Source organism: Bacteroides sp. AF29-11 (assembly GCF_003602895.1).
Classification (GTDB): Bacteria; Bacteroidota; Bacteroidia; order Bacteroidales; family Bacteroidaceae; genus Bacteroides; species Bacteroides uniformis.
On record NZ_QTLY01000002.1, the window covers coordinates 569,282 to 588,802 of the forward strand.

Genomic DNA, 19,521 nt, shown 5'->3' on the forward strand with positions numbered 1-19,521 from the left:
TACGATGAAAAACACTCTTAAAATGTCGCTATTCATGCCGCCCATCTCACCCGTAAAAGATGCGGCAACCGGAAAAAACGTAAAAAGCGCCACGCTGACTCCACTGCGGACTATGAATCTCGAGGAAGTGTACAAACTAATCACCTCCAATGAACACCTTGCCACACTGACACTTGCTGTAAGAAACGCCGCACTGCGAGGCGACGAAACCGCCTGCCGATACCTAAAGCAGCAAACACTGCCCTACGTCACCCCCTGCGGCGTATTCACCCGACGACGGAGCGACTGCCTCACGGAATCCTCCGGCCTGGTTGTAGTCGATATCGACCACCTTGAATCCGCAGAAGAAACGGAAAACTTACGGCAACAACTGTTTGATGACCCCTATCTATGCCCTGCGCTGGTGTTCATCAGCCCCACCGGACGGGGCGTAAAAGCGTTTGTTCCCTGTCTTCACGGACAGAATCCTGCAGAAGGAATACAATGGGCCATGAACTACGTCCACTGCATGTATGACGCCGAAAACACACAACCCGGAAAAGGAGTGGACACTTCGGGGAAAGACCTCGTACGCGCCTGTTTCCTCTGCCATGACCCGAAAGCACTGCTCAGAAAAGTTGTGAACTTCGAATGATGAGTCATTGCAAATCACCGACTACAAATTACTAATTATAAATTACCAAATCCGATGGAACCACTATCTTCATTGCACCTTCTGGCCGAAGCAGTCAGAAATGCAGGAGCAGACATTGCTCCAACCTATCAAGAATATATACAACTGGCATTTGCCATTGCCACCGACTGCGGAGAAGCAGGACGGCATGATTTTTTAAGTCTGTGCAGCCTGTCGTCCAAGTACGACCGACGGGCAGCCGACAAGCTCTTCAGCAATGCCCTGAAGACCGGCCGTAACGACGTGCATCTGGGAACCGCCTTTCATCTGGCCGAGCTTTGCGGCGTGAAGATTCAGCATGAAGCCGCACCCGCCATTGGTACACTTGGTACACAAAGTTCACCCCTCTCTTCTACCTCACACACACGCGCACGCGAGGAAGAGTCCGCATCGGGCATTGAACCACTGTCTCCATTACCCACTTTCGACGAACACCTCCACTGGCCTTATCCCCTGAATCGCATCATGAGCTGCGGAACCTCCCTCGCCCAATACGATGTACTGCTACTGGGTGCCATCACCGTATTGGGTGCCAGTATGGGAAAACACGTCCGATGTTCCTACGGAGGAAAAATGATGTCCCCCTGCCTGCAAACCTTTGTAGTAGCCCTACCTGCATCCGGCAAAGGAGTGCTCTCCTTGGTACGCCTGCTTGCCGAACCCATTCACGATGAAATACGTGAGCAGGTAGACGAAAGTATGGCATGTTACCGCCGCGAAAAAGCAAAATACGACACACTGGGCAAGGAACGCGGAAAAACGGAGACTCCCGTAATGCCTCTCAACAAGATGTTCCTCATCTCGGGCAACAACACCGGAACCGGCATCCTGCAAAACCTGATGGACTCCGACGGTACCGGACTGATATGCGAAAGCGAAGCCGACACCATCTCCACCGCCATCGGTTCGGAATACGGACACTGGAGCGACACCATGCGCAAAGCCTTCGACCACGACCGACTGTCCTACAACCGCCGCACTGACCACGAATACCGAGAGGTAAAGAAAACTTATCTTTCCGTACTTCTGTCAGGCACCCCCTCACAAGTGAAACCCCTGATTCCCACTGCTGAGAACGGGCTCTTTTCCCGCCAAGTATTCTACTACATGCCTGCCATACATCATTGGCAAAACCAGTTCGATCGCAATGACAGCGATCTTGAAGATACCTTCAAGGCTCTGGGCATGGAATGGAAGGACAAACTGAAAAACATTGTCATGAACGGAATATTCACCCTTCACCTTACAGACGGACAGAAAGATGAATTCAACCGGCTCTTCTCCCGGCTTTTCGTACGCTCCGGACTGACCAACGGAAACGAGATGTCAAGCAGCGTGGCACGTCTAGCCATCAACATCTGCCGCATCATGGAAGTGGTGGCCATGCTCCGCGCAATGGAACAAGGGGAAATCACCGCCTCGCCTTACGTGTCGCCCGACCCTCACACAGCCACAGACAATCTGAAAGACCACATTGTCAGCCGATGGGATCTCCTCATTGCTTCCGATGACTTCCATGCCGTACTCTCACTGGCCGAAAGCCTGTACCGGCATACCACCCATATCCTCTCCTTCCTGCCCAACACCGAAGTGGCAAGCCGCGGCAATGCCGACCGGGATGCGCTGGTAGACAGCATGGAAGAAGAATTCACACGGGCCTCTTTCCTGCAGAAAGCCGGAGAGATGGGCATCAAATCGGAAACCGCCTCCACCTGGCTCAAACGTATGCAGAAACACGGGCTGGTGGAAAATGTGGATGGCAAGGGAAACTACCGGAAACCCAAAGTCTGACATTCACTTCGCTTCACGCACGCGTATGTGTGTGAGGCGAAAGGATGGATGAACCTCTGTACCAAGTGTACCAACCTCAGGTTTACGCTTCCCAACCTGACCTTTACGCCGCCCAACCTCAAGTTTAAGGCTCTCCCAGTGCAGCCACTATCAGCCGCACCTGGGCAGGCGTATAAGAGCGGGAACGGGAAGAACCGCCCAAGGCGGAAAGTCCGTCACGCAAATCGGGACAAAGGTCTATCCAGTGTTTCAGTTTGCGGAAGGCAGCCTCCGGACAAAGATTGGGACAATAGATTTGGGCCAATTCAGTACGCCCGTATGTACGTATGACAAAAGAATCCATAGTTGACAGTTACGATTTATATTTCATCAAAAGTAACTATAAATCATGACATTATCAAACTTACAAGCGTAAATAACCGACTAAAACAGACCCAAACAGACGAGAACCTGCAAAAACCGGCAAACGCCCGTATCCACAGCCTTATCTTTGCATCGTTGAGTTCAACACAGCAAATGTTTTTATCCTTTAACTTCTAAATTTTAATTGTATGATTCGTTACAAAAAGTATCAAGTGACGGGCGAAGATAGCCCGCTGAAAGGCCTCTGGTATGCACGCCCCGTAATCGAAGAAACCTTCGACATCGAAAAGCTGGCCAAGCACATGTCCAATCACAACACCCCCTATTCGAGTGGTGTCATCAAGGGGGTACTGGCAGACATGGTTTCCTGCACCAAAGAATTGATTCTGGACGGCAAGAACGTGAAACTGGATGACCTTGCCATCTTCTCCGTAGGAATCGTCAGCAAGAAAGGGGCGCAATCCGCTGCCGACTTCTCGCTGGCCAACAACGTGAAGGGGCTGAAGCTCCGCGCCCGTGCCACCGGCGAACTGAGTAATGCCCAAATCAACCTGGATGGACAGCTGAAGGAATCTTCCCTGTACACCGTAGGCGGAAAAGCTCCCGATGGCAGTGGTTCCGACGGCGGTTCCGGAGGAAGTGACGGTGATCAAGGCGAGAATCCGTTAGGATGAGAATAATTACAAATTACTAATTATCAATTACCAATCATCATGAGTGAAGACAAAAAGTCAAAATCCGTGTGGGGCATTGTCCTCAAAGTAATCATCACCGTAGCTACCGCCATAGCGGGAGCTTTAGGTCTGGGCGCTTGCAAATAGCCATGCGTACGATTACCCTGCTCATTGTTCATTGCTCAGCCACGCCTCAAGGCGTGGCCCTGGGCTTTGAGGATTGCCGCCGCGACCACATCCACCACCGCGGCTTCCGTGACATCGGCTATCATTTCTATCTGACCCGCAACGGCGAAATACACCGCGGCCGCCCGTTGGAAAAAATAGGTGCGCATTGCCTCAATCACAACCGCCACTCCATCGGCATCTGTTACGAAGGAGGGTTGGATGCCGAAGGCTGTCCTGCTGATACCCGCACTTTGGAGCAGAAGGCTTCGTTGCTGGCACTGCTACGCGAGTTGAAACGCATCTTTCCACGGGCACTGATTATTGGGCATCACGACTTGAATCCGGTGAAAGCTTGTCCGTGCTTCGATGCGGAAAGGGAGTATAGGGGGCTGTAAAAGGCTCCCTTTTTTATTCTATATCCAAATTCATCAACCCCATGCGCACTTCTTTATTGGGGATATCCAGCGTATAAAGATGTGTAAGCGGAGAATAATTCTTTATCGTCACATACCCGCTTTGATAAAGCAACGGGGTGATATTTGTCATTCGTTCCGTAGGGGCATTGTTTACTTGCAAAGGAACAAAATCTGTTCGTATTTTGCTAACGAAGGGGGATGAAAGATACTAAAAAAAGAGGGGAAGAAGGAAATCTATTTTTCTGTAATCAATCTATCAACTTCACTTATCAAGAATGAAATCTGAGGGTACAAATTATCAATTTCATCTTTGGTAAACTCTTTGAAATCATCATAATCACTTGACTGCCTTTTATCGTAAATTTTAGAAAAGATGCGCCCGCATTCAGACGACAACAAATTCGTCTTTACAAAATGAAGTCCAAAAGCTTGTCGAACTCCCATGTGACTTTTCACTTCAATTCCATGCAAAATCAACAATGCTGAAACCATATGAAAACAAGCGTAATACATCCTATTTACAGCAGAATTCCATAGTTCATTATCTATCAAGACATCAACATCATGCATCAAGTCACATGCCTTTTGACGCCTATAATTGACAATATCACGCTTTATATCCTCTTCCATCACAGCAACACACCATCTTTCATTACATTATAATAAAATACAGTCTTTCTCTTTGCTGCCTCCCAAGCTTTACGAGTCATCACAATCGGGCTAATAATAGTACCTGTTTCTATTTCCAAATCATATATTGGAGCAGTAATGACATCCTCCTCCATAGGAGAAACTGTATCTTTATCCACTAAAATCAGAATATCAATGTCACTATTCTGTTTTGCCTCTCCACGTGCCTCAGAACCATAAAGAATAGTCTGAGAGTTGGGAGCAACACTCTTTATCATATATTTCAGACGCTTCACCAATTCCTTGCGATTCATATAGACTATGTTTTTAGTGTTTAGACTACCGCAAAGATAGTTTTATTTTTAAGAATTGCAGTAACAATATTCTCTTTTTTGATGACCTCTAACTATTCACGAACTCCCATGCAAATCTCGTTCCTTTCTCCAAATCCTGATTTACTTTCTTTCCCAATATATCTTTCAGATACTTAGGGTGCAAACCGAAGCCCGGACGAACGGAGCGAACGTTCTGCTCTGTAATCACTTCTCCGGCTTTCATATCCTCGGCTACATAGAGCGAACGGGAGAACTCCCTTCCCGACTTCATCTTATCAGTAAGTTCATACGATACTGAGCCGATAGCCGCTTCGGCCATGCGTATATCTTTCACCATTTGGGCAAACTCCTGCTCGTTCATTGAGAATGAGGCATCGGGGCCGCCAATACTACGGTCGATAATAAAATGCTTTTCAATCATGGTTGCACCTTGTGTCACAGCCACTACGGCAGACACACTGCCAATGGTATGATCGGACAAACCGGACTTCACTCCATAGCGCTCGGCTAAATCCTTTATCATGCACAGATTGGCTTCCTCAATGGGGGCAGGATAAGAGGAGGTGCATTTCAACAGCGTAATATCATCATTGCCCGCCGCACGGCAAGTATCTACAGCCAACTGAATGTCTTCTTCAGTGGCAATGCCGGTAGACATCACCATCGGTTTCATCTTCTTGGCGGCATACTCTATTAAAGGAATATCCGTAATTTCAAAAGAGGCAATTTTGTAAATGGGGTTGCCCAAGGATTCCAGGAAATCTACCGCAGTTTTATCAAACGGTGATGAAAAACAGATAAGTCCTTCCTCCTTGGCCACACGAAACAATTCTTCGTGCCACTCCCAAGGGGTATAGGCTTGCTTATAGAGATCGTACAAACGCATGCCGGCCCAAACACTTGTAGAATCAGCCATAAACTCCATTTTATCATTATCCAACGTTATGGTATCAGCTGTATATGTTTGGAGCTTGATAGCATCTGCACCTGCACGTTTGGCAGCACGAATTGTTTCTATGCCTATCTGCTTGCTGCCATTATGATTCGCCGACATCTCGGCTATGATAAATGTTTTTCCCATAATGGTTCTTATTGTAACTTGTTTGAAATAATATTTTTGATGTCAGAGAAAGATTTCATCAAACTGATTTCATTAGGCTCAAGCTCTACTTCGAAAGTATCTTCCAATTCTATAACCAGATTCAAATGGTTCATACTATCCCACTTTTCGCAATTATTCTGAGAGGTATTCTCATCTACATCTGTTTTTAAAACAGCTCTCATCACATCCATTATTTCTTCATTCGTAATCATAACTTTATTGTTTAACTGTTATTGAATAATAATCAGGTATTGACAAATCTAATTTGTCAATATTCGCCATATAGTATTTAACACCCTCTTCTACTCGCATCACAGAAAAGCCAAGCCGGTCATAAAAATCAGCCACTTGTCTGTTTTTGAGAGTAGGAATAAATTTTGCTTCTAAAGCTGACACACCATCCTCAACCAACAATTTAAATACAAATTTAATGAAAGCCGTTTCAATACCTTTACCTAATATACGACAACTAAGCAATATATTCTCAATACTATTATCAGCGATGAAAACTGCTCCCGTGATACCATTATCACCAAATTTATCTGAAACTCTGATGCAATAGATTTTCCATTGATTATCCAGAAGTTGTCTGACATCAGCTTCAGAATAACGTTGGGTCGTTAAATTAAACTGATTTGTTTTTTGCGTCATCTGAGCAATTCGTGATATATTGAATGAGTCCACCTTCTGAAGCTCAATTTTAATTTCTAATGAACGAAGAAAATCTTCAAAGTTTAAGAATTTGGCTTGTTCGCGTGTACGTTCCGCATTTGCCTTATATTGTTCCGTCTTCTTTTTATCTTCACCGGTAATTTCGTAAACTTCAAAATAATCACGAACTAATTGCATGAAAAACTGCGGTAACATATATGCTTGTTTTGGAAAGTCCGGGACAGCCACCATAGGCAAGGTCTGTTTTACTAATTCACGCTCTGCCGGATTGTCATCAATGAACACCATACTATCAAGACCTATGTTCAGCTCTTTAGACAGTTCCACGATATTCGAAGCCTTGTCATTCCAATTTATACGAATAGCAACAAAATCTTTTTTCCTTAAAACCATAAACGGATTTTGCTCCCAAGCTTCGAATACATCTTCTTCGTTGTTCTTACTACAAACAGATAAAATAATACCCTCTTTACTTAACGCAGACAGCGCTTCCTGAAAATATAAAAATGCCTTACCTGGATAATCCCCGCCAATTTGTATACCATTAATGCCTTCCTCGCCAAGGACTCCACCCCACAAAGTATTATCCAAATCAAGAATGAGGCATTTCTTTCTCTTTAAAGCTATATTCTGTATTTTAGAGTCTACCCATGTAGCAAATTCACTAGTAATTTTAGAAGATATATACATTTGAGAAATAAAATAGAATTTCCATCCAATCAATTCCTCTGACCTATAACGGGAAGTAAACTCAGAAAAGTCAATCACCTTAAAATTTACATTCGTTCCAGCCATATTATACAGTTGGGTATTATACCGGACGATAGCCTCCCTTACAATAAAATTGGCATCAGTAAATCTCGTAGGAAAGATGTCTACCAATGTGAATGCTACAAATTCTTTCCCTTGTGGAACCTGCGAGAAAACAAGCTGCATTTTTCTAATATATGCATCAATTTCGTCAGCCAGTTGCTTCTGATTCCATCTTATGGGTATTTGATACATCCACAAATACAAAGATGTATTTTGAGGTATATATGATATATCTTCGTAACCAGAATACTCCACTTCGTCTGTGCCGAAGATATTTTCCAGCGTATTGTTTCTAAAAATAAAGAATTTCATTTTTGTTCTAATAATTCAATTAAACCGATATCTTTATTATAGAGAAAAGCTACCCGATGATTATTGAGAGCTACTGCTTCTGCCGGATAGCTTACCACCATGAACCTCATTTTACGAAGCCGTGCGATGGCATCTTCTATATTTTCTACACTATAACAGCAATGATACGGACAAACTCCATTCTTCTCAAGATTTTTATTGATTGGAGAATTCTCATCAACAGGTTCAAGAAGTTCAATCATAGGCTCTCCTTCTTTTGTAAGGAAACAGATATTTACATTCTGTATTGGATCAAATATCACAGATGAACAAGAATATCCCCCATCAATGTAATAATACATTGTTTTTTCAATACTGGTAACAGCGTATCCTATATGGTGAAAATGAAAATTTGATAACATGATTCTCTATTTGCGTTTATCTCTAATAAAGCGGACCAATTTACGTATATCATTTCTATATACTGTAGTACTTCTATAATGAAGTTCTGAAAGCTCCCATTCAATGAATTTCCGGTTATGACAACATCCGTCGGATTCCACCGTATCACCCAAAACAAAGCCTAAAAACTCATCCAATAACAATGCATCGGTATTGTTTATATCAATTGAACCTACCAGTTTTATACATTTTGCAACCTCAAAAGAAAAACAGATGATAGTATAAACAAAATCAAGTCCCCCTCCACTTTTCATTTGGGAAGGTGCCATATAATAGCCTAATTCAGCGATTCTTCTTTCATGGTCTATATCGGTCAGATTGAAGACTCCATAGGGAACATTATCTTTTGTTACTAACCAATAGTAACAATCTTCTCGTTGAGCAAGGGTTTTCGTAAAATTCAAGTGATTTTCAAGAGATATTACATCTGTATTATACATAAACTGCCTTATCTCAAAAGTATTCCTCCAATCCAATATTTGCTTTAGGAGTTCTTCCGACAAAATAGAGAAGTGTTGGAAAACATAACCATTATATTTATAAACCGCTTGTTTGTCTATTTGTATCATTCAATTGCTAAATAATTAAAATTATCTGTTCTATTCCTGCATCAATTGTCCATTATGAGAATTTTTCCAAAAAGAATGCGATTATCGTCAATGCACATTTCTTCCCAATTCTTCAAACAGATTAATATAGCGTTCACGAATACCACCTTGTATCTGCAAGTTATCAACCCCAGCAATCTCTAAAGATGTCAGAGGTATGGGATTATCCTTAATATTTCCTAAAGGAAGAACTCCTCCAGTAGAGGTTAACAGTGAATAATAATCAGCCTGATTATCTACATACCAACCTACAGCCAACTTGGCACCACAAGCAATGGCCTCGAGACTCACAGTACTTGCTGAACAGATTACCCAATCGGAAGCACAAAAAAGTTCGGCCATCTGTTGAGCTGTTAAATTGGAGCAATAAGACACTCGCCTATCCCGTACCCTCGGCTTTTGAGGTTGATAAGCATCACCTACCACTGCAGTTATCTGACTGACAGTAGGCAATTGCATAGCTTCACGAATGTAATGGCCAGTAAAGTCAAAGGAATCCACACCACCAAAAGTAATGGTTATACTTTCCGTACTACGTTTTGCACAAGAACAGAGTTTGTTTACAGCCTCTATAAACGGGCTACGCAGTAATGCCCAATCAAATCCCAAACAGAGCTTGGTGTAAGGTTCCACGTCGAAAAGTGCAGAATTGGTCTGACCATGGTTAATCACGACATCAGCCACATAGTGCTTGTCGTGCATATCGTCAATGCACACCAGGCGGCAGCCTTTTTGCTTGATGGCACGCTGATAATCGGTAGTGAAGAAATAATTGTCGAGCACCACAATTTCATCACCTTGCAAATGGGAAAGGAAATCAGCAGAATGCGTTTCCTCTTGCAAGGGGATGAAAGGACATACCTTCTCCATCTCACTTACCTGATATGAGGTAGGATGGCAAGTAAAGAAGGTACAATCGAAATCGTCCTTCAGCATATCGGCCAAAGCCAGAGTACGGATAAAGTGACCGTAGCCGATGGTAGCGCTTGCGTCGGCACGGAAATAGATTTTCTGCATTACATCATCTATGAAGTAACTCATACTTCATTTCCGCCAATGTCCAGTCGGTCAGCGTATCGAGGTCCTGCACTTCGAGTTCGGAAAGTACCAGTCCGGCTGTGTTCTTCCCCCAAAAAGTCCGGCTCTCCACAAAAGGAGCAGTACGAGAGAAATAGAATTGGCCGGCATCATGATAAATCGGCTCTAAATCTTGGGAACGTGTATTCATGTATTCGGGATAAACCATACCGATTCTCCCGTCTACAATATGAAGGCTACGCTGTATAGGATAGGAATAAGCCACACAAGTGAAAACGGAGTCAATCTCCGAATTCATTTTTCCGTATGCTTCCCGAAGCCTTTCAGGAGTGACAAAAGGAGCTGTCGAGTAAATGCAACAAACTGTATCAAATTCCCTGCCTCGCTCTTTATACATCTCTAAAACTTCAAGAATTACATCGGCCGTGCCGGCATAATCATTCGAGGTCTCAGCACTGCGCATAAAAGGAACTTTGGCCCCGTATCCGCAAGCTATCTCCGCTATTTCTTCATCATCGGTCGAAACCATTACTTCGTCAAAAAGTCCGCTCTGCAAAGCCGCCTCAATGGAGTATGCAATAATAGGCTTGCCCATAAAGGTTTTGATATTCTTACGCGGAATACGTTTACTGCCGCCACGGGCAGGAATAATACAGATATTTTTCATCGTTTAGCCTTTATAATTAAATGGGGAGAATACCCGAAAACAATTGAATTGTCCGGCACATCCTCATCTTTCACACCAGAATTTGCCCCGATAATCACATTGTCACCTATCCGGCAGTTACCGATAATAGAAGAATTTGCACACATCCGCACATTTTCACCTAAAACCGGATAAATTCCTTTATTGTTTCCCACCGTGCAATTTTGCCCAAAACTGAATCCTTCACCATATTCAGCCCGTCCCATAACGCTACCGACCGGATGATCCAACGTAAAATAATGAGGAAGATTTACCTCATGATACAAATCACACCCATTCATTATCTTATTCAAATAATACAACTTATCTGCCAATAAACGGTTATCAGTATCTTGAGAAATGGTGTTAGCAAAAAAATAGAGAAAAATTGTATATTGTGCACTTTGATAAGGGTTGAAGTATGTCTCTCCGTCGCATGAGTAATACTTATTTTTCGTACGGGAAAAACAATATTCACAACGAGATATCACCCCCCCATTTTCATATTTATTAACATCTCATCTTCTTCACTCAAGAAGAAAAAAGAGGAAAGTTGCTGCAAAAGCTGCTTTTCAATAGCTTCAATAGGAATGGAAGTAATCATTGTTTTATATATTCTATAACCTTTTCAATCACATACTCCTGTTCCTCGTCCGTCAACGTGGGATACATCGGAAGACTCAGACAATGTTCGTAATACTCTTCTACTATAGGTAAATCGCCTTTCCTATTTCTCCACTGCTGATAGTAAGGCATCAGATGAAGCGGAGCATAATGAACCTGCGCATAGACATTGTTCTCGTGCAGATAATTATAAAGGCCCAAGCGGTCAGCTACTTGAATGATATAAAGGTGATAAGCATGATAGACATCGGCAGCATTGAACGGAGTCTTGATACCATCTATTCCGGAAAACGCTTCATTATAGCGTCTCACGATTTCATGGCGGCGGTCAAGACCTGCTTTCGCACGCTCCAGCTGAGAAATACCCAAGGCAGCCTGAAAATCAGTCAGACGGTAATTGTAGCCTAACTCCTGCATCTCGTAATACCAGCCACCATGATGCTCGTGCAATAAAGCAGGGTCTTTCGTAATGCCATGCGTACGGTAAAGACAAAGCTTGTCATAGAGCTCCTTGCTGTTGGTGGTCACCATGCCTCCCTCACCCGTAGCGATATGTTTCACGGGATGGAAAGAGAATACGGCACAGTCGGCAAAACAACCATTGCCACAATGTTGTTTCTTGCCTTTACTGTCCATGAAATAGCCACCGGGAGCATGACAGGCATCCTCGATAATCCACAAGCCGTACTCGTCGGCAAGCTTTCTGAACTCTTCCAGATCCAAAGGATAGCCTGCAAAATCAACCGGAACAATACCTTTGTAAGTACCGCGGGGAGAAGCTTTAAGCATGGCTTCGAGTTTACGAATATCCATGAGGTAAGTATCCTTGTCAATATCACAGAATACCACCTCGCCGCCACAATAGCGGATGCAGTTGGCACTGGCAGCAAAGGTCATGGGAGTGACAATCACCTTGTCGCCCGGCTTTACATTCAGTGCGGTAGCTGCAAGATGAAGCCCCGAAGTGGCATTGTTCACCGCTACGGCATATTGTGCACCTACATATTCGGCAAATTTCGTTTCAAATTCCCTGATTTTGGGACCTTGTGTCAGGTAATCGCTTTTCAGGGTATCGATGACTGCCCGGATATCCTCATCTGTGATATGCTGACGACCGTATGGAATAGGCTTGCTTATCATTTCACCTCGAAATTAGGGTCAACGTATTTCTTTATATTCTCGCGCATAGTCTCTACTGTCTCCCACTCCGTATTGTTGTCACTGCTGTAGTGGAAACCGTCGGGAACGGGTACTGCATTGTGATGTCTGATGAACTCTTCGCGACTGTGCTTGAAAGATACGGAAGGAAGAATGACATAATATCTGCCCAAATCGATTGTATCAAGAGCATCGGTTACAGTAATCATCTCCTCGTGCAGCTTCTCTCCCGGACGGATGCCCACTTCCACCTGCGGCAGATTGGGTGCAATGGCGGTAGCCACGTCCTGGATATGATAGGAAGGAATCTTAGGAATAAAGATTTCACCACCCAGGTGATGTCCGATGGCATACATGACCAAAGCGACACCGGCTTCCAGCGAAATGTTGAAACGGGTCATGCGCATATCGGTTATGGGAAGTTCCTTCGCCCCGTTGTCACGCTTGTTGATAAAGAAAGGGATTACGGAACCGCGGGAACCCATCACATTGCCATAACGGACTACGGAGAACCTGATGTTCTTGGAACCGCTGATATTGTTGGCAGCAGTAAACAGCTTGTCGGAAGTGAGCTTGGTGGCGCCATAAAGATTGATGGGGGCACATGCCTTGTCGGTAGAAAGGGCCACCACATGCTGTACACCGGTGGCAAGAGCAGCCTTTATCACATTCTGCGCACCGTGTACATTGGTTTTGATGCACTCTTCGGGATTGTATTCAGCGGTATCCACCTGCTTGATGGCGGCTGCATGGATAATCACGTCCACTCCTTCGCAAGCCCGCGTCAGGCGTTCGAGGTCACGGACATCACCGATAAAGAAACGCAGTTGCGGATACTTATGACCGGGATATTTCTGTTTCAGCTCAAATTGCTTCAGCTCATCGCGGGAGTAAATAATGATTTTCTTTACTTGCGGATAATCACGGAGGATGGTTTCCACAAACTTCTTTCCGAAGGAACCCGTTCCTCCGGTAATCAATACGGATTTATTGTTAAGCATTATAATGAAAAGTTTTATTCATCGATATATTCCCACGGATAGGGATTGTCTGTCACATTCTGAAACTCATCAACCGCTTCCTGCTGTTCGGGAGTAAGTGATAAGGAATCCCAGGAGGCGATGATGGAACGGCCTTCGTCGGCCAAAGACTCGTCGAACACTTCACCGTAGCAGGCGGTAAGCAGACGGAGCTTCAGTAAGGAAGCGGGAAGGGCATCGAGCACATCCCAACAACAGTCCAGCACTTTCTGGACATGCCGCTGCTTTTCGCCATGGTCCACAAAAGAGGCGCTGTAACCCATAAGAAGGGCAAGACAGACATTTGCCTGCTCTTCGATGGTAGTGCCTTTTACACCCGACCGGTACAAAGCCATGGTAAGACGGTAGACCTCACCGTTCCGCCGTGACAAGTCATCGCTATAGACGGGACTGCCGTCCATACCCAAATACATCAGTTCGTGCGCAGCACGCTGAAGAGTGATTGCTTCTTCGGAAAGAGACATAAGCAATTATAGAATTAAAAATTAAAAATTAAAGTTCAGCCGATTACTTCTATAAGATCGGGATGGATAGTGGCCATGGCAACAGCTATGACACCTTGTATTTCGATAACCACGCGACGGTCACGTGCGCCCTTTACCTTCAGAAATATCCCCTCTTGCCCCTCAAATTCACCGCCGGTAATCCGGACTTTGGTACCCTTGGACAAGTTCAATTCATCCGGTTGAAAATAAAGAAGATGATCATCGTAAGTGCCGGATACGGCAATGAAACGCTGCATCTGACCGTCTGGGACAATAATCTTCTGCCCACTGCGGGTATCGGTGATATATTGCAGATAAGTGACTTGAGACTTGACACGCTGCACATCGGAAGGACGGGCATGGACAAAAAGCAGATTATGAACGACCGGAACCAGAGCACGGACTTTTTTCCCTTTTTTTATACATATCTTGTATTGCATAGGAATGAAACAGCCCAAATTTTCTTTCTTTAGCAGACGCATGGCATCCGGTTCTCTGCGGTAGGTGGCACGCATAGCATACCAGATTTCGGCCTCTTTCTCTATTCCCATTTTATGCTTTTGTTCAGACAAGGGTGTTCTCCTGGGGCTTTGAACCTCTTGCATACACTTGAAATTCAATTACTTGCGGACACTTTATGTAGAATACGACAAGCTTTATGCCCTTCTTGTCAACAGATTTTTTGCAGTCATTCATTACCTGACAGGTAAAATGCTGTAAACGAATCTATTGCAAGCAAAAAGCGTTCAATAGACGTTCGTTTTTTGAACGTCAATATTTAAGAAAATTAAAGAGGGAAGATTACTTAAAAATTAGTAAAAGGAAGAAGTTAGAGAAATACAATGCAATAGGCTTACTGACAAAGTATTATACTCACTAAAAAGAAATTTATAGAATATTTTTATTAAACATTTTGCGAGATTCAAAAATACACGTTATCTTTGCGTTCATTAAACGAACGTTTAAAAAACGCCTTTTCCAAACGCAATATTTCACTGTATAACAACCAATTACACCCAATAAAAAAATATCGTGTTTATAGAAATCTGATTTCCACAAACACGATATCAATTAAAAAAGAAATTACTATTCTCAGAAATTAAAGATACCCAATTCCGGGAAAGTAGCCCCCTGCACTGCAAAACAGATTCCGAAGCAAGCTGCACTTACAATCCAAAGGATAACCAGCGTCCACTTCAAGCCGGAGTTCATCGGCTGCCACTTGAATATCTGGCTAAAGATGGCCCACACAAGGCTGACCAAAGGAATTCCTACCAACAAGATACCTGCAATGTACATCACAATGGCAGACAGCGGAGAAGTAGGCAGTACCACATCAGCCATCGGGAAAAGGGAAATGAGAGCTGCACCACCACCAACAGCCACCGCTATCGCAGCAAACAACAGCGCCACGAATACCACTCCAAACACAAACAGTATCGGACTGCAAATAATGGCGAATATCACCAGACAGATTTTCAAGAACCAGCCGACAATCATCACCAATGCATCTCCCAACTTCTGCAAGAAAGTACGGGGTTTATCCGACCTCATATAATCATTCACCCCATTGGCAACCTTCTCAAAACCGTCCGTCACCGTCTTTCCGATATTCTCCACCGTAACGGCCTCGCCACGCATACTCAACTTCTCGGCTGCTGTGCGGGCTTCCGGTATAACCAGCCAACACACGATATAGACCGGTATCAATGTCCCTACCCCACAAATCAAGATGACAAGCAGTAACAGTCGAAGTAAAGTTACATCCCATCCCAGGTAGGCAGCCATTCCACTGATGACACCACCCAGCATTTTGTCATCCGGATTGCGGTATAGACGACGGCGTGTAGTGCCATAAGCGGTATTGCTGTTCCAAGCACCGGCACCATAGCCGCCCCCGGCACTCGTGCTGCCGGAATCGGCACTAGCACTCTCTCCTTCCGCCTCCATATCTTCCGGCTTTCCCATGCGGGCAATCACCTCTTCCACATCGGCTATCGTGATTACTTGCGAACCGGCCGACAATTTCTCGGCAAAGAGTTCGGAAATACGGCGTTCAATATCATCTACAATCTCGTCGGCACCTGCTTCCTTGCGGAAGTGCATCTTGAGATTACTCAGATAATTATCCAAAAGACGGTATGCGTCATCATCAATATTGAAAACGGTTCCACCTAAATTTACAGTTAATGTCTTTTTCATAACACACTATTTATTTACAATTTGACTATTTACGATTTACTATTTACCATTCGGCGAATGCAGCATATTCTCTGTGGTCATTTCAAGAATTGCTGATGTGATTCACCGTCTCGTTCAACTCTTTCCAGGACATTTCCAGTTCACCGAGAAAGACTTCTCCTTTTTCCGTCAACCGGTAATACTTACGTGGAGGACCTTGCGTAGACTCAATCCATTCATAACCCAGCAAGTCGTCGTTCTTCAGACGGGTGAGCAACGGATAAAGTGTACCTTCCACTACAATCAGTCTGGCTTCTTTCAACTTCTGAATGATATCCGAAGCGTAAGCCGGCTCCTTGTGCAGCAGCAGCATGATGCAATATTCAAGCATGCCCTTGCGCATTTGCGACTTTACATTGTTTACATCCATAATGGTATTTACTATTTGACAATTTACGATTTACTATTTGGCTGCGCAATAGAGTAATGAGTGTCCTCATTCATTCTATTGTTGTTCCTTGTATGGCACAAATATATGTATTATATCAGTACCTTGCATTACAAAGTACCTTATATTAAGTATAATTAACAAAAAAAAGTAGTTCACACTACTCTATTACATCAGTAACATGAACAAAGAGGGAGAGGGATATTTACCGATGGATAACAATTTTATCCAATATACCGGTCAGACTCGCAATTGCTACTCCGTAGTTGGTTATGGGGATGTGCTGTGCGCGGGCATGGGCTATACGATTGAGAACGTACTTCCGGTTGAACATGCAAGCGCCGCAATGGATAATTAAATCATATCGGGACAAGTCTCTGGGAAAGTCATTTCCAGATACAAAGTCTATCTGCAATTCCTCGCCGATGCGCTTTCGTAGCAGGCGGGGAATTTTGACGGTGCCGATGTCCTCGGTCAGCGGGGCGTGGGTGCAGGCTTCGGCTATCAGTACACGCGATTGGGGTGTCAGGCTATGAATAGCGGCAGCTCCCTCTACAAAGGCATTGATGTCTCCTTTGTAACCGGCAAAAAGAACCGAGAAGGAAGTAAGACTACTCTCGGCAGGCTTTTGTTGATAGACGATGGGGAACACTTGAGAGTCTGTGATTATCAGCTTAGGCGGACGGACAAGGGCTTGCAGGGAGGCTTGCAGCTTGTCGGTGGTGCAGCTCATCACTAAGCACTTTTTATCCAACAGTTCGCGGATGGTCTGCACTTGCGGAAGAATGAGACGACCTTTGGGGGCTTGTATATCCTGGGGCATCACCAGCAGGACGACATCTCCTTCACTTACCAAATTGCCCGTGATAGTCTGCTCACCAAAATTCTCGGGAAGCTTTTCGAGGATAGCATCGAAAATGCCTTGAATGCCGGTACCCTCTTTGGCACTGACCACAACGGGAGCCTGCCCGCACTCCTTTTCAATCCGAAGAACCATGGAAGCGGTGTCTTGACGGGAATCGGCTTTATTCAGTATCAGTATCACGGGGATTTCGCGCGCAGCCAGCAGCTTTAGCCACTGCTGTTCCAGCGTTCCGTCAGCTTCATAAAGCAAGAGGGCGATGTCCGCTTTCTCCACCGTCTTTAAGGTACGCTCCACGCGCATACCGCCCAGTTCGCCTTCGTCGTCATCAAAACCGGGGGTATCGATAAAGAGGCACGGGCCCAAAGGATATACTTCCATGGCTTTGGTCACGGGGTCGGTAGTAGTGCCGGGCGTTGCGGATACCAATGCCGTGTCTTGCCCGGTCAAGGCATTGACAAGGCTAGACTTTCCGCTGTTCCGTCGTCCAAAGACGGCAATGTGCAGGCGGTTGGAACGAGGTGTATTATTCATAAATCCGAAATCTAAAATCTAAAGTCTCTTTTCCCCTCCCCTATCTCCTGAAGATTACGTTCGGCTATCGCCCGTATCTTGGGGTTCGGGATATGCTTCATCTCCTCACGAATCAGCCGCATGCCCTTCTCCTTGGTTTCGGAGGAGGCATAGTCCTCCAGATATTCTTTTAATGTCATCAGTGCATTGGGCTGGCAGCAGTTTGCTATCTGTCCGCGCTTGACGAGCGACATGAAGCGGTCTCCGGTACGTCCCTCGCGGTAGCAGGCGGTGCAGAAACTGGGGATATGCCCCAAGTCGAGCAGCCAGCTCACCACTTCATCCAGCGTGCGCCGGTCGCTCACATCGAATTGGGAGGAATCTTCCTCTTTGGCTTCCGGCACGGCATAACCTCCTACGCTGGTGCGTGAACCGCCGCTTATCTGCGAAACACCCAGTTCGAGCACCCGACGGCGTACGGCTTCCGACTCACGGGTGGAAATAATCATTCCCGTATAAGGCACCGCAATGCGGGTAACCGCCACAATACGGCAGAACATCTCATCCGAGATGGCATCGGGAAAATCCTCGGTCGAAATATCATCTGCCGGACAAATGCGCGGTACGCTGATGGTATGCGGACCTACGCCAAAGGTAGCTTCCAGATGTTCGGCATGCATCAGCAATCCTACGAAGTCGTAGCGATAGGTATTCAGACCAAACAATACACCGATACCTACATCGTCGATGCCACCCTCCATAGCGCGGTCCATCGCTTCGGTGTGGTAGGCATAATTACTTTTCGGTCCCGTGGGATGCAAGACTTCGTAATGCTCTTTGCTGTAAGTCTCCTGAAAAAGGATATAAGTGCCGATACCTGCCTCTTTCAGCAACCGATAGTTTTCCACTGTAGTGGCGGCTATGTTGACATTCACCCGGCGGATGGCCCCGTTCTTGTGGTGGATGCTGTAGATGGTGCGGATGGACTCTAAGATATAGTCGATAGGGTTGTTTCGAGGGTCTTCTCCGGCTTCCAGGGCAAGGCGTTTATGCCCCATGTCCTGTAAGGCGATAACCTCGCGGCGTATCTCCTCTTGCGAGAGTTTCTTGCGGGGAATGGTACGGTTCTTGGCATGATACGGGCAATAGACGCAGCCGTTCACGCAATAGTTGGAAAGGTAAAGCGGGGCAAACATCACAATGCGGTTGCCATAGAATTTCCGTTTGATTTCACGTGCCAGATGATAGATGCGCTGCACCAGTTCCGGCTCGTCACATTCCAGCAGTAGGGCCGCCTCCCGATGGGAAAGCCCCTGGCACAAAGCAGCCTTGTCAATCAAACTTTCGATGAGCGGACGGTTGTTGCGGTTTGCCTGCGCATACTCCAATGTATCCAATATCTCCTGATGATTGATGAATTCTTCTGCTTGTCTTGACTTTATGTTATACACTTCGTAAATTGATAATTGGTAATTAAAATAAAGAATGA

25 protein-coding genes are annotated in these 19,521 nt (G+C 45.1%); 5 read left to right on the forward strand and 20 right to left on the reverse strand.

The window, feature by feature from the left end:
* The first annotated feature begins 4 nt into the window (after nt 1–4).
* Together DWZ03_RS05105 and DWZ03_RS05110 are read left to right on the forward strand one after the other, a co-directional pair.
* Nucleotides 5–634, forward strand: coding sequence for a BT4734/BF3469 family protein (locus DWZ03_RS05105; RefSeq protein ID WP_171029017.1), 630 nt, complete (start codon nt 5–7; stop codon nt 632–634).
* A 54-nt stretch (nt 635–688) separates the two neighbouring features.
* On the forward strand, nt 689–2,464 hold the full coding sequence (locus tag DWZ03_RS05110; protein ID WP_044468501.1) for a DUF3987 domain-containing protein: 1,776 nt from the start codon (nt 689–691) through the stop codon (nt 2,462–2,464).
* 124 nt (nt 2,465–2,588) lie between these two features.
* Here the strand turns inward: DWZ03_RS05110 and DWZ03_RS05115 are convergent, their stop codons facing one another.
* A complete protein-coding gene (locus tag DWZ03_RS05115; RefSeq protein ID WP_005829478.1) occupies nt 2,589–2,807 on the reverse strand; it encodes a DUF4248 domain-containing protein in 219 nt (72 codons plus the stop codon).
* 208 nt (nt 2,808–3,015) lie between these two features.
* Here DWZ03_RS05115 and DWZ03_RS05120 point away from each other — a divergent pair, with 208 nt between their 5' ends.
* The 3 genes from DWZ03_RS05120 to DWZ03_RS05125 are packed head-to-tail and all read left to right on the forward strand — an operon-like array spanning nt 3,016 to nt 4,064.
* Entirely contained in the window at nt 3,016–3,501 is a 486-nt protein-coding gene (locus tag DWZ03_RS05120) for a DNA-binding protein (protein WP_009038578.1), read from the forward strand.
* Between the two features lie 39 nt (nt 3,502–3,540).
* Nucleotides 3,541–3,648 (forward strand): smalltalk protein, encoded by a 108-nt coding sequence (locus DWZ03_RS19930; protein WP_005829485.1) that lies wholly within the window; start codon nt 3,541–3,543, stop codon nt 3,646–3,648.
* A gap of 2 nt (nt 3,649–3,650) precedes the next feature.
* Nucleotides 3,651–4,064: an N-acetylmuramoyl-L-alanine amidase gene (locus tag DWZ03_RS05125; RefSeq protein ID WP_044468502.1), complete on the forward strand. Its 414-nt coding sequence runs from the start codon at nt 3,651–3,653 to the stop codon at nt 4,062–4,064.
* A gap of 13 nt (nt 4,065–4,077) precedes the next feature.
* On the opposite strand, the gene DWZ03_RS19935 is transcribed toward DWZ03_RS05125, so the two are convergent.
* The 19 genes from DWZ03_RS19935 to hydG all read right to left on the reverse strand — a co-directional run bounded on the left by DWZ03_RS19935 (nt 4,078) and on the right by hydG (nt 19,483).
* Complete coding sequence (locus DWZ03_RS19935; protein ID WP_162612924.1) at nt 4,078–4,215, reverse strand: hypothetical protein; 138 nt, start codon at nt 4,213–4,215, stop codon at nt 4,078–4,080.
* Nucleotides 4,216–4,319: 104 nt separating this feature from the next.
* On the reverse strand, nt 4,320–4,715 hold the full coding sequence (locus DWZ03_RS05130) for a HEPN domain-containing protein (protein ID WP_034529826.1): 396 nt from the start codon (nt 4,713–4,715) through the stop codon (nt 4,320–4,322).
* Nucleotides 4,715–5,038, reverse strand: a complete 324-nt coding sequence (locus tag DWZ03_RS05135; RefSeq protein ID WP_371413541.1) for a nucleotidyltransferase domain-containing protein — start codon at nt 5,036–5,038, stop codon at nt 4,715–4,717. Before DWZ03_RS05135 ends, DWZ03_RS05130 begins: the two co-directional genes overlap by 1 nt.
* Before the next feature lie 79 nt (nt 5,039–5,117).
* A complete protein-coding gene (gene pseI, locus DWZ03_RS05140; protein ID WP_009038591.1) occupies nt 5,118–6,131 on the reverse strand; it encodes a pseudaminic acid synthase in 1,014 nt (337 codons plus the stop codon).
* An 8-nt stretch (nt 6,132–6,139) separates the two neighbouring features.
* Nucleotides 6,140–6,364, reverse strand: coding sequence for an acyl carrier protein (locus tag DWZ03_RS05145; protein WP_009038592.1), 225 nt, complete (start codon nt 6,362–6,364; stop codon nt 6,140–6,142).
* 4 nt (nt 6,365–6,368) lie between these two features.
* A complete protein-coding gene (locus tag DWZ03_RS05150) occupies nt 6,369–7,949 on the reverse strand; it encodes an HAD-IIIC family phosphatase (RefSeq protein ID WP_087332517.1) in 1,581 nt (526 codons plus the stop codon).
* On the reverse strand, nt 7,946–8,350 hold the full coding sequence (locus DWZ03_RS05155) for a VOC family protein (RefSeq protein WP_009038594.1): 405 nt from the start codon (nt 8,348–8,350) through the stop codon (nt 7,946–7,948). Before DWZ03_RS05155 ends, DWZ03_RS05150 begins: the two co-directional genes overlap by 4 nt.
* A gap of 6 nt (nt 8,351–8,356) precedes the next feature.
* A complete protein-coding gene (gene pseH, locus DWZ03_RS05160) occupies nt 8,357–8,959 on the reverse strand; it encodes a UDP-4-amino-4,6-dideoxy-N-acetyl-beta-L-altrosamine N-acetyltransferase (protein WP_035448359.1) in 603 nt (200 codons plus the stop codon).
* Nucleotides 8,960–9,046: 87 nt separating this feature from the next.
* The gene (pseG, locus tag DWZ03_RS05165; RefSeq protein WP_081028740.1) at nt 9,047–10,039 is read right to left on the reverse strand and encodes a UDP-2,4-diacetamido-2,4,6-trideoxy-beta-L-altropyranose hydrolase; all 993 of its coding nucleotides are present in this window, start codon (nt 10,037–10,039) and stop codon (nt 9,047–9,049) included.
* Entirely contained in the window at nt 10,020–10,703 is a 684-nt protein-coding gene (pseF, locus tag DWZ03_RS05170) for a pseudaminic acid cytidylyltransferase (RefSeq protein WP_057252550.1), read from the reverse strand. The genes pseG and pseF overlap by 20 nt, the downstream gene beginning before the upstream one ends.
* The gene (locus DWZ03_RS20155; protein ID WP_227224503.1) at nt 10,700–11,035 is read right to left on the reverse strand and encodes a DapH/DapD/GlmU-related protein; all 336 of its coding nucleotides are present in this window, start codon (nt 11,033–11,035) and stop codon (nt 10,700–10,702) included. Before DWZ03_RS20155 ends, pseF begins: the two co-directional genes overlap by 4 nt.
* A gap of 286 nt (nt 11,036–11,321) precedes the next feature.
* Nucleotides 11,322–12,485: a UDP-4-amino-4,6-dideoxy-N-acetyl-beta-L-altrosamine transaminase gene (pseC, locus tag DWZ03_RS05180; protein ID WP_087332518.1), complete on the reverse strand. Its 1,164-nt coding sequence runs from the start codon at nt 12,483–12,485 to the stop codon at nt 11,322–11,324.
* On the reverse strand, nt 12,482–13,504 hold the full coding sequence (gene pseB, locus DWZ03_RS05185) for a UDP-N-acetylglucosamine 4,6-dehydratase (inverting) (RefSeq protein WP_022400702.1): 1,023 nt from the start codon (nt 13,502–13,504) through the stop codon (nt 12,482–12,484). The genes pseC and pseB overlap by 4 nt, the downstream gene beginning before the upstream one ends.
* Nucleotides 13,505–13,518: 14 nt before the next feature.
* Nucleotides 13,519–14,007, reverse strand: coding sequence for a UpxZ family transcription anti-terminator antagonist (locus DWZ03_RS05190; protein ID WP_009038601.1), 489 nt, complete (start codon nt 14,005–14,007; stop codon nt 13,519–13,521).
* A 35-nt stretch (nt 14,008–14,042) separates the two neighbouring features.
* Nucleotides 14,043–14,579 (reverse strand): UpxY family transcription antiterminator, encoded by a 537-nt coding sequence (locus DWZ03_RS05195; protein WP_044468630.1) that lies wholly within the window; start codon nt 14,577–14,579, stop codon nt 14,043–14,045.
* A gap of 541 nt (nt 14,580–15,120) precedes the next feature.
* Entirely contained in the window at nt 15,121–16,230 is a 1,110-nt protein-coding gene (locus DWZ03_RS05200) for a PspC domain-containing protein (protein ID WP_044468510.1), read from the reverse strand.
* Between the two features lie 82 nt (nt 16,231–16,312).
* Nucleotides 16,313–16,639 (reverse strand): PadR family transcriptional regulator, encoded by a 327-nt coding sequence (locus tag DWZ03_RS05205; RefSeq protein WP_009038604.1) that lies wholly within the window; start codon nt 16,637–16,639, stop codon nt 16,313–16,315.
* A 223-nt stretch (nt 16,640–16,862) separates the two neighbouring features.
* A complete protein-coding gene (gene hydF, locus DWZ03_RS05210; RefSeq protein WP_120129082.1) occupies nt 16,863–18,053 on the reverse strand; it encodes a [FeFe] hydrogenase H-cluster maturation GTPase HydF in 1,191 nt (396 codons plus the stop codon).
* An 11-nt stretch (nt 18,054–18,064) separates the two neighbouring features.
* Nucleotides 18,065–19,483, reverse strand: coding sequence for a [FeFe] hydrogenase H-cluster radical SAM maturase HydG (hydG, locus tag DWZ03_RS05215; protein ID WP_057087978.1), 1,419 nt, complete (start codon nt 19,481–19,483; stop codon nt 18,065–18,067).
* Nucleotides 19,484–19,521 lie beyond the last annotated feature (38 nt).

Coding starts and splice junctions, on each gene's coding strand:
- pseI (WP_009038591.1), bottom strand. CDS start 6,131: ATGGGAAAAACATTTATCATAGCCGAGATGTCGGCGAATCATAATGGC.
- DWZ03_RS05105 (WP_171029017.1), top strand. CDS start 5: ATGAAAAACACTCTTAAAATGTCGCTATTCATGCCGCCCATCTCACCC.
- DWZ03_RS05200 (WP_044468510.1), bottom strand. CDS start 16,230: ATGAAAAAGACATTAACTGTAAATTTAGGTGGAACCGTTTTCAATATT.
- pseB (WP_022400702.1), bottom strand. CDS start 13,504: ATGCTTAACAATAAATCCGTATTGATTACCGGAGGAACGGGTTCCTTC.
- DWZ03_RS19930 (WP_005829485.1), top strand. CDS start 3,541: ATGAGTGAAGACAAAAAGTCAAAATCCGTGTGGGGCATTGTCCTCAAA.
- DWZ03_RS05155 (WP_009038594.1), bottom strand. CDS start 8,350: ATGTTATCAAATTTTCATTTTCACCATATAGGATACGCTGTTACCAGT.
- DWZ03_RS05130 (WP_034529826.1), bottom strand. CDS start 4,715: ATGGAAGAGGATATAAAGCGTGATATTGTCAATTATAGGCGTCAAAAG.
- DWZ03_RS05125 (WP_044468502.1), top strand. CDS start 3,651: ATGCGTACGATTACCCTGCTCATTGTTCATTGCTCAGCCACGCCTCAA.
- DWZ03_RS05150 (WP_087332517.1), bottom strand. CDS start 7,949: ATGAAATTCTTTATTTTTAGAAACAATACGCTGGAAAATATCTTCGGC.
- pseF (WP_057252550.1), bottom strand. CDS start 10,703: ATGAAAAATATCTGTATTATTCCTGCCCGTGGCGGCAGTAAACGTATT.
- DWZ03_RS19935 (WP_162612924.1), bottom strand. CDS start 4,215: ATGACAAATATCACCCCGTTGCTTTATCAAAGCGGGTATGTGACGATA.
- hydF (WP_120129082.1), bottom strand. CDS start 18,053: ATGAATAATACACCTCGTTCCAACCGCCTGCACATTGCCGTCTTTGGA.
- pseH (WP_035448359.1), bottom strand. CDS start 8,959: ATGATACAAATAGACAAACAAGCGGTTTATAAATATAATGGTTATGTT.
- DWZ03_RS05205 (WP_009038604.1), bottom strand. CDS start 16,639: ATGGATGTAAACAATGTAAAGTCGCAAATGCGCAAGGGCATGCTTGAA.
- DWZ03_RS05110 (WP_044468501.1), top strand. CDS start 689: ATGGAACCACTATCTTCATTGCACCTTCTGGCCGAAGCAGTCAGAAAT.
- DWZ03_RS05115 (WP_005829478.1), bottom strand. CDS start 2,807: ATGGATTCTTTTGTCATACGTACATACGGGCGTACTGAATTGGCCCAA.
- DWZ03_RS05120 (WP_009038578.1), top strand. CDS start 3,016: ATGATTCGTTACAAAAAGTATCAAGTGACGGGCGAAGATAGCCCGCTG.
- pseC (WP_087332518.1), bottom strand. CDS start 12,485: ATGATAAGCAAGCCTATTCCATACGGTCGTCAGCATATCACAGATGAG.
- pseG (WP_081028740.1), bottom strand. CDS start 10,039: ATGAGTTACTTCATAGATGATGTAATGCAGAAAATCTATTTCCGTGCC.
- DWZ03_RS05145 (WP_009038592.1), bottom strand. CDS start 6,364: ATGATTACGAATGAAGAAATAATGGATGTGATGAGAGCTGTTTTAAAA.
- DWZ03_RS05195 (WP_044468630.1), bottom strand. CDS start 14,579: ATGGGAATAGAGAAAGAGGCCGAAATCTGGTATGCTATGCGTGCCACC.
- DWZ03_RS05190 (WP_009038601.1), bottom strand. CDS start 14,007: ATGTCTCTTTCCGAAGAAGCAATCACTCTTCAGCGTGCTGCGCACGAA.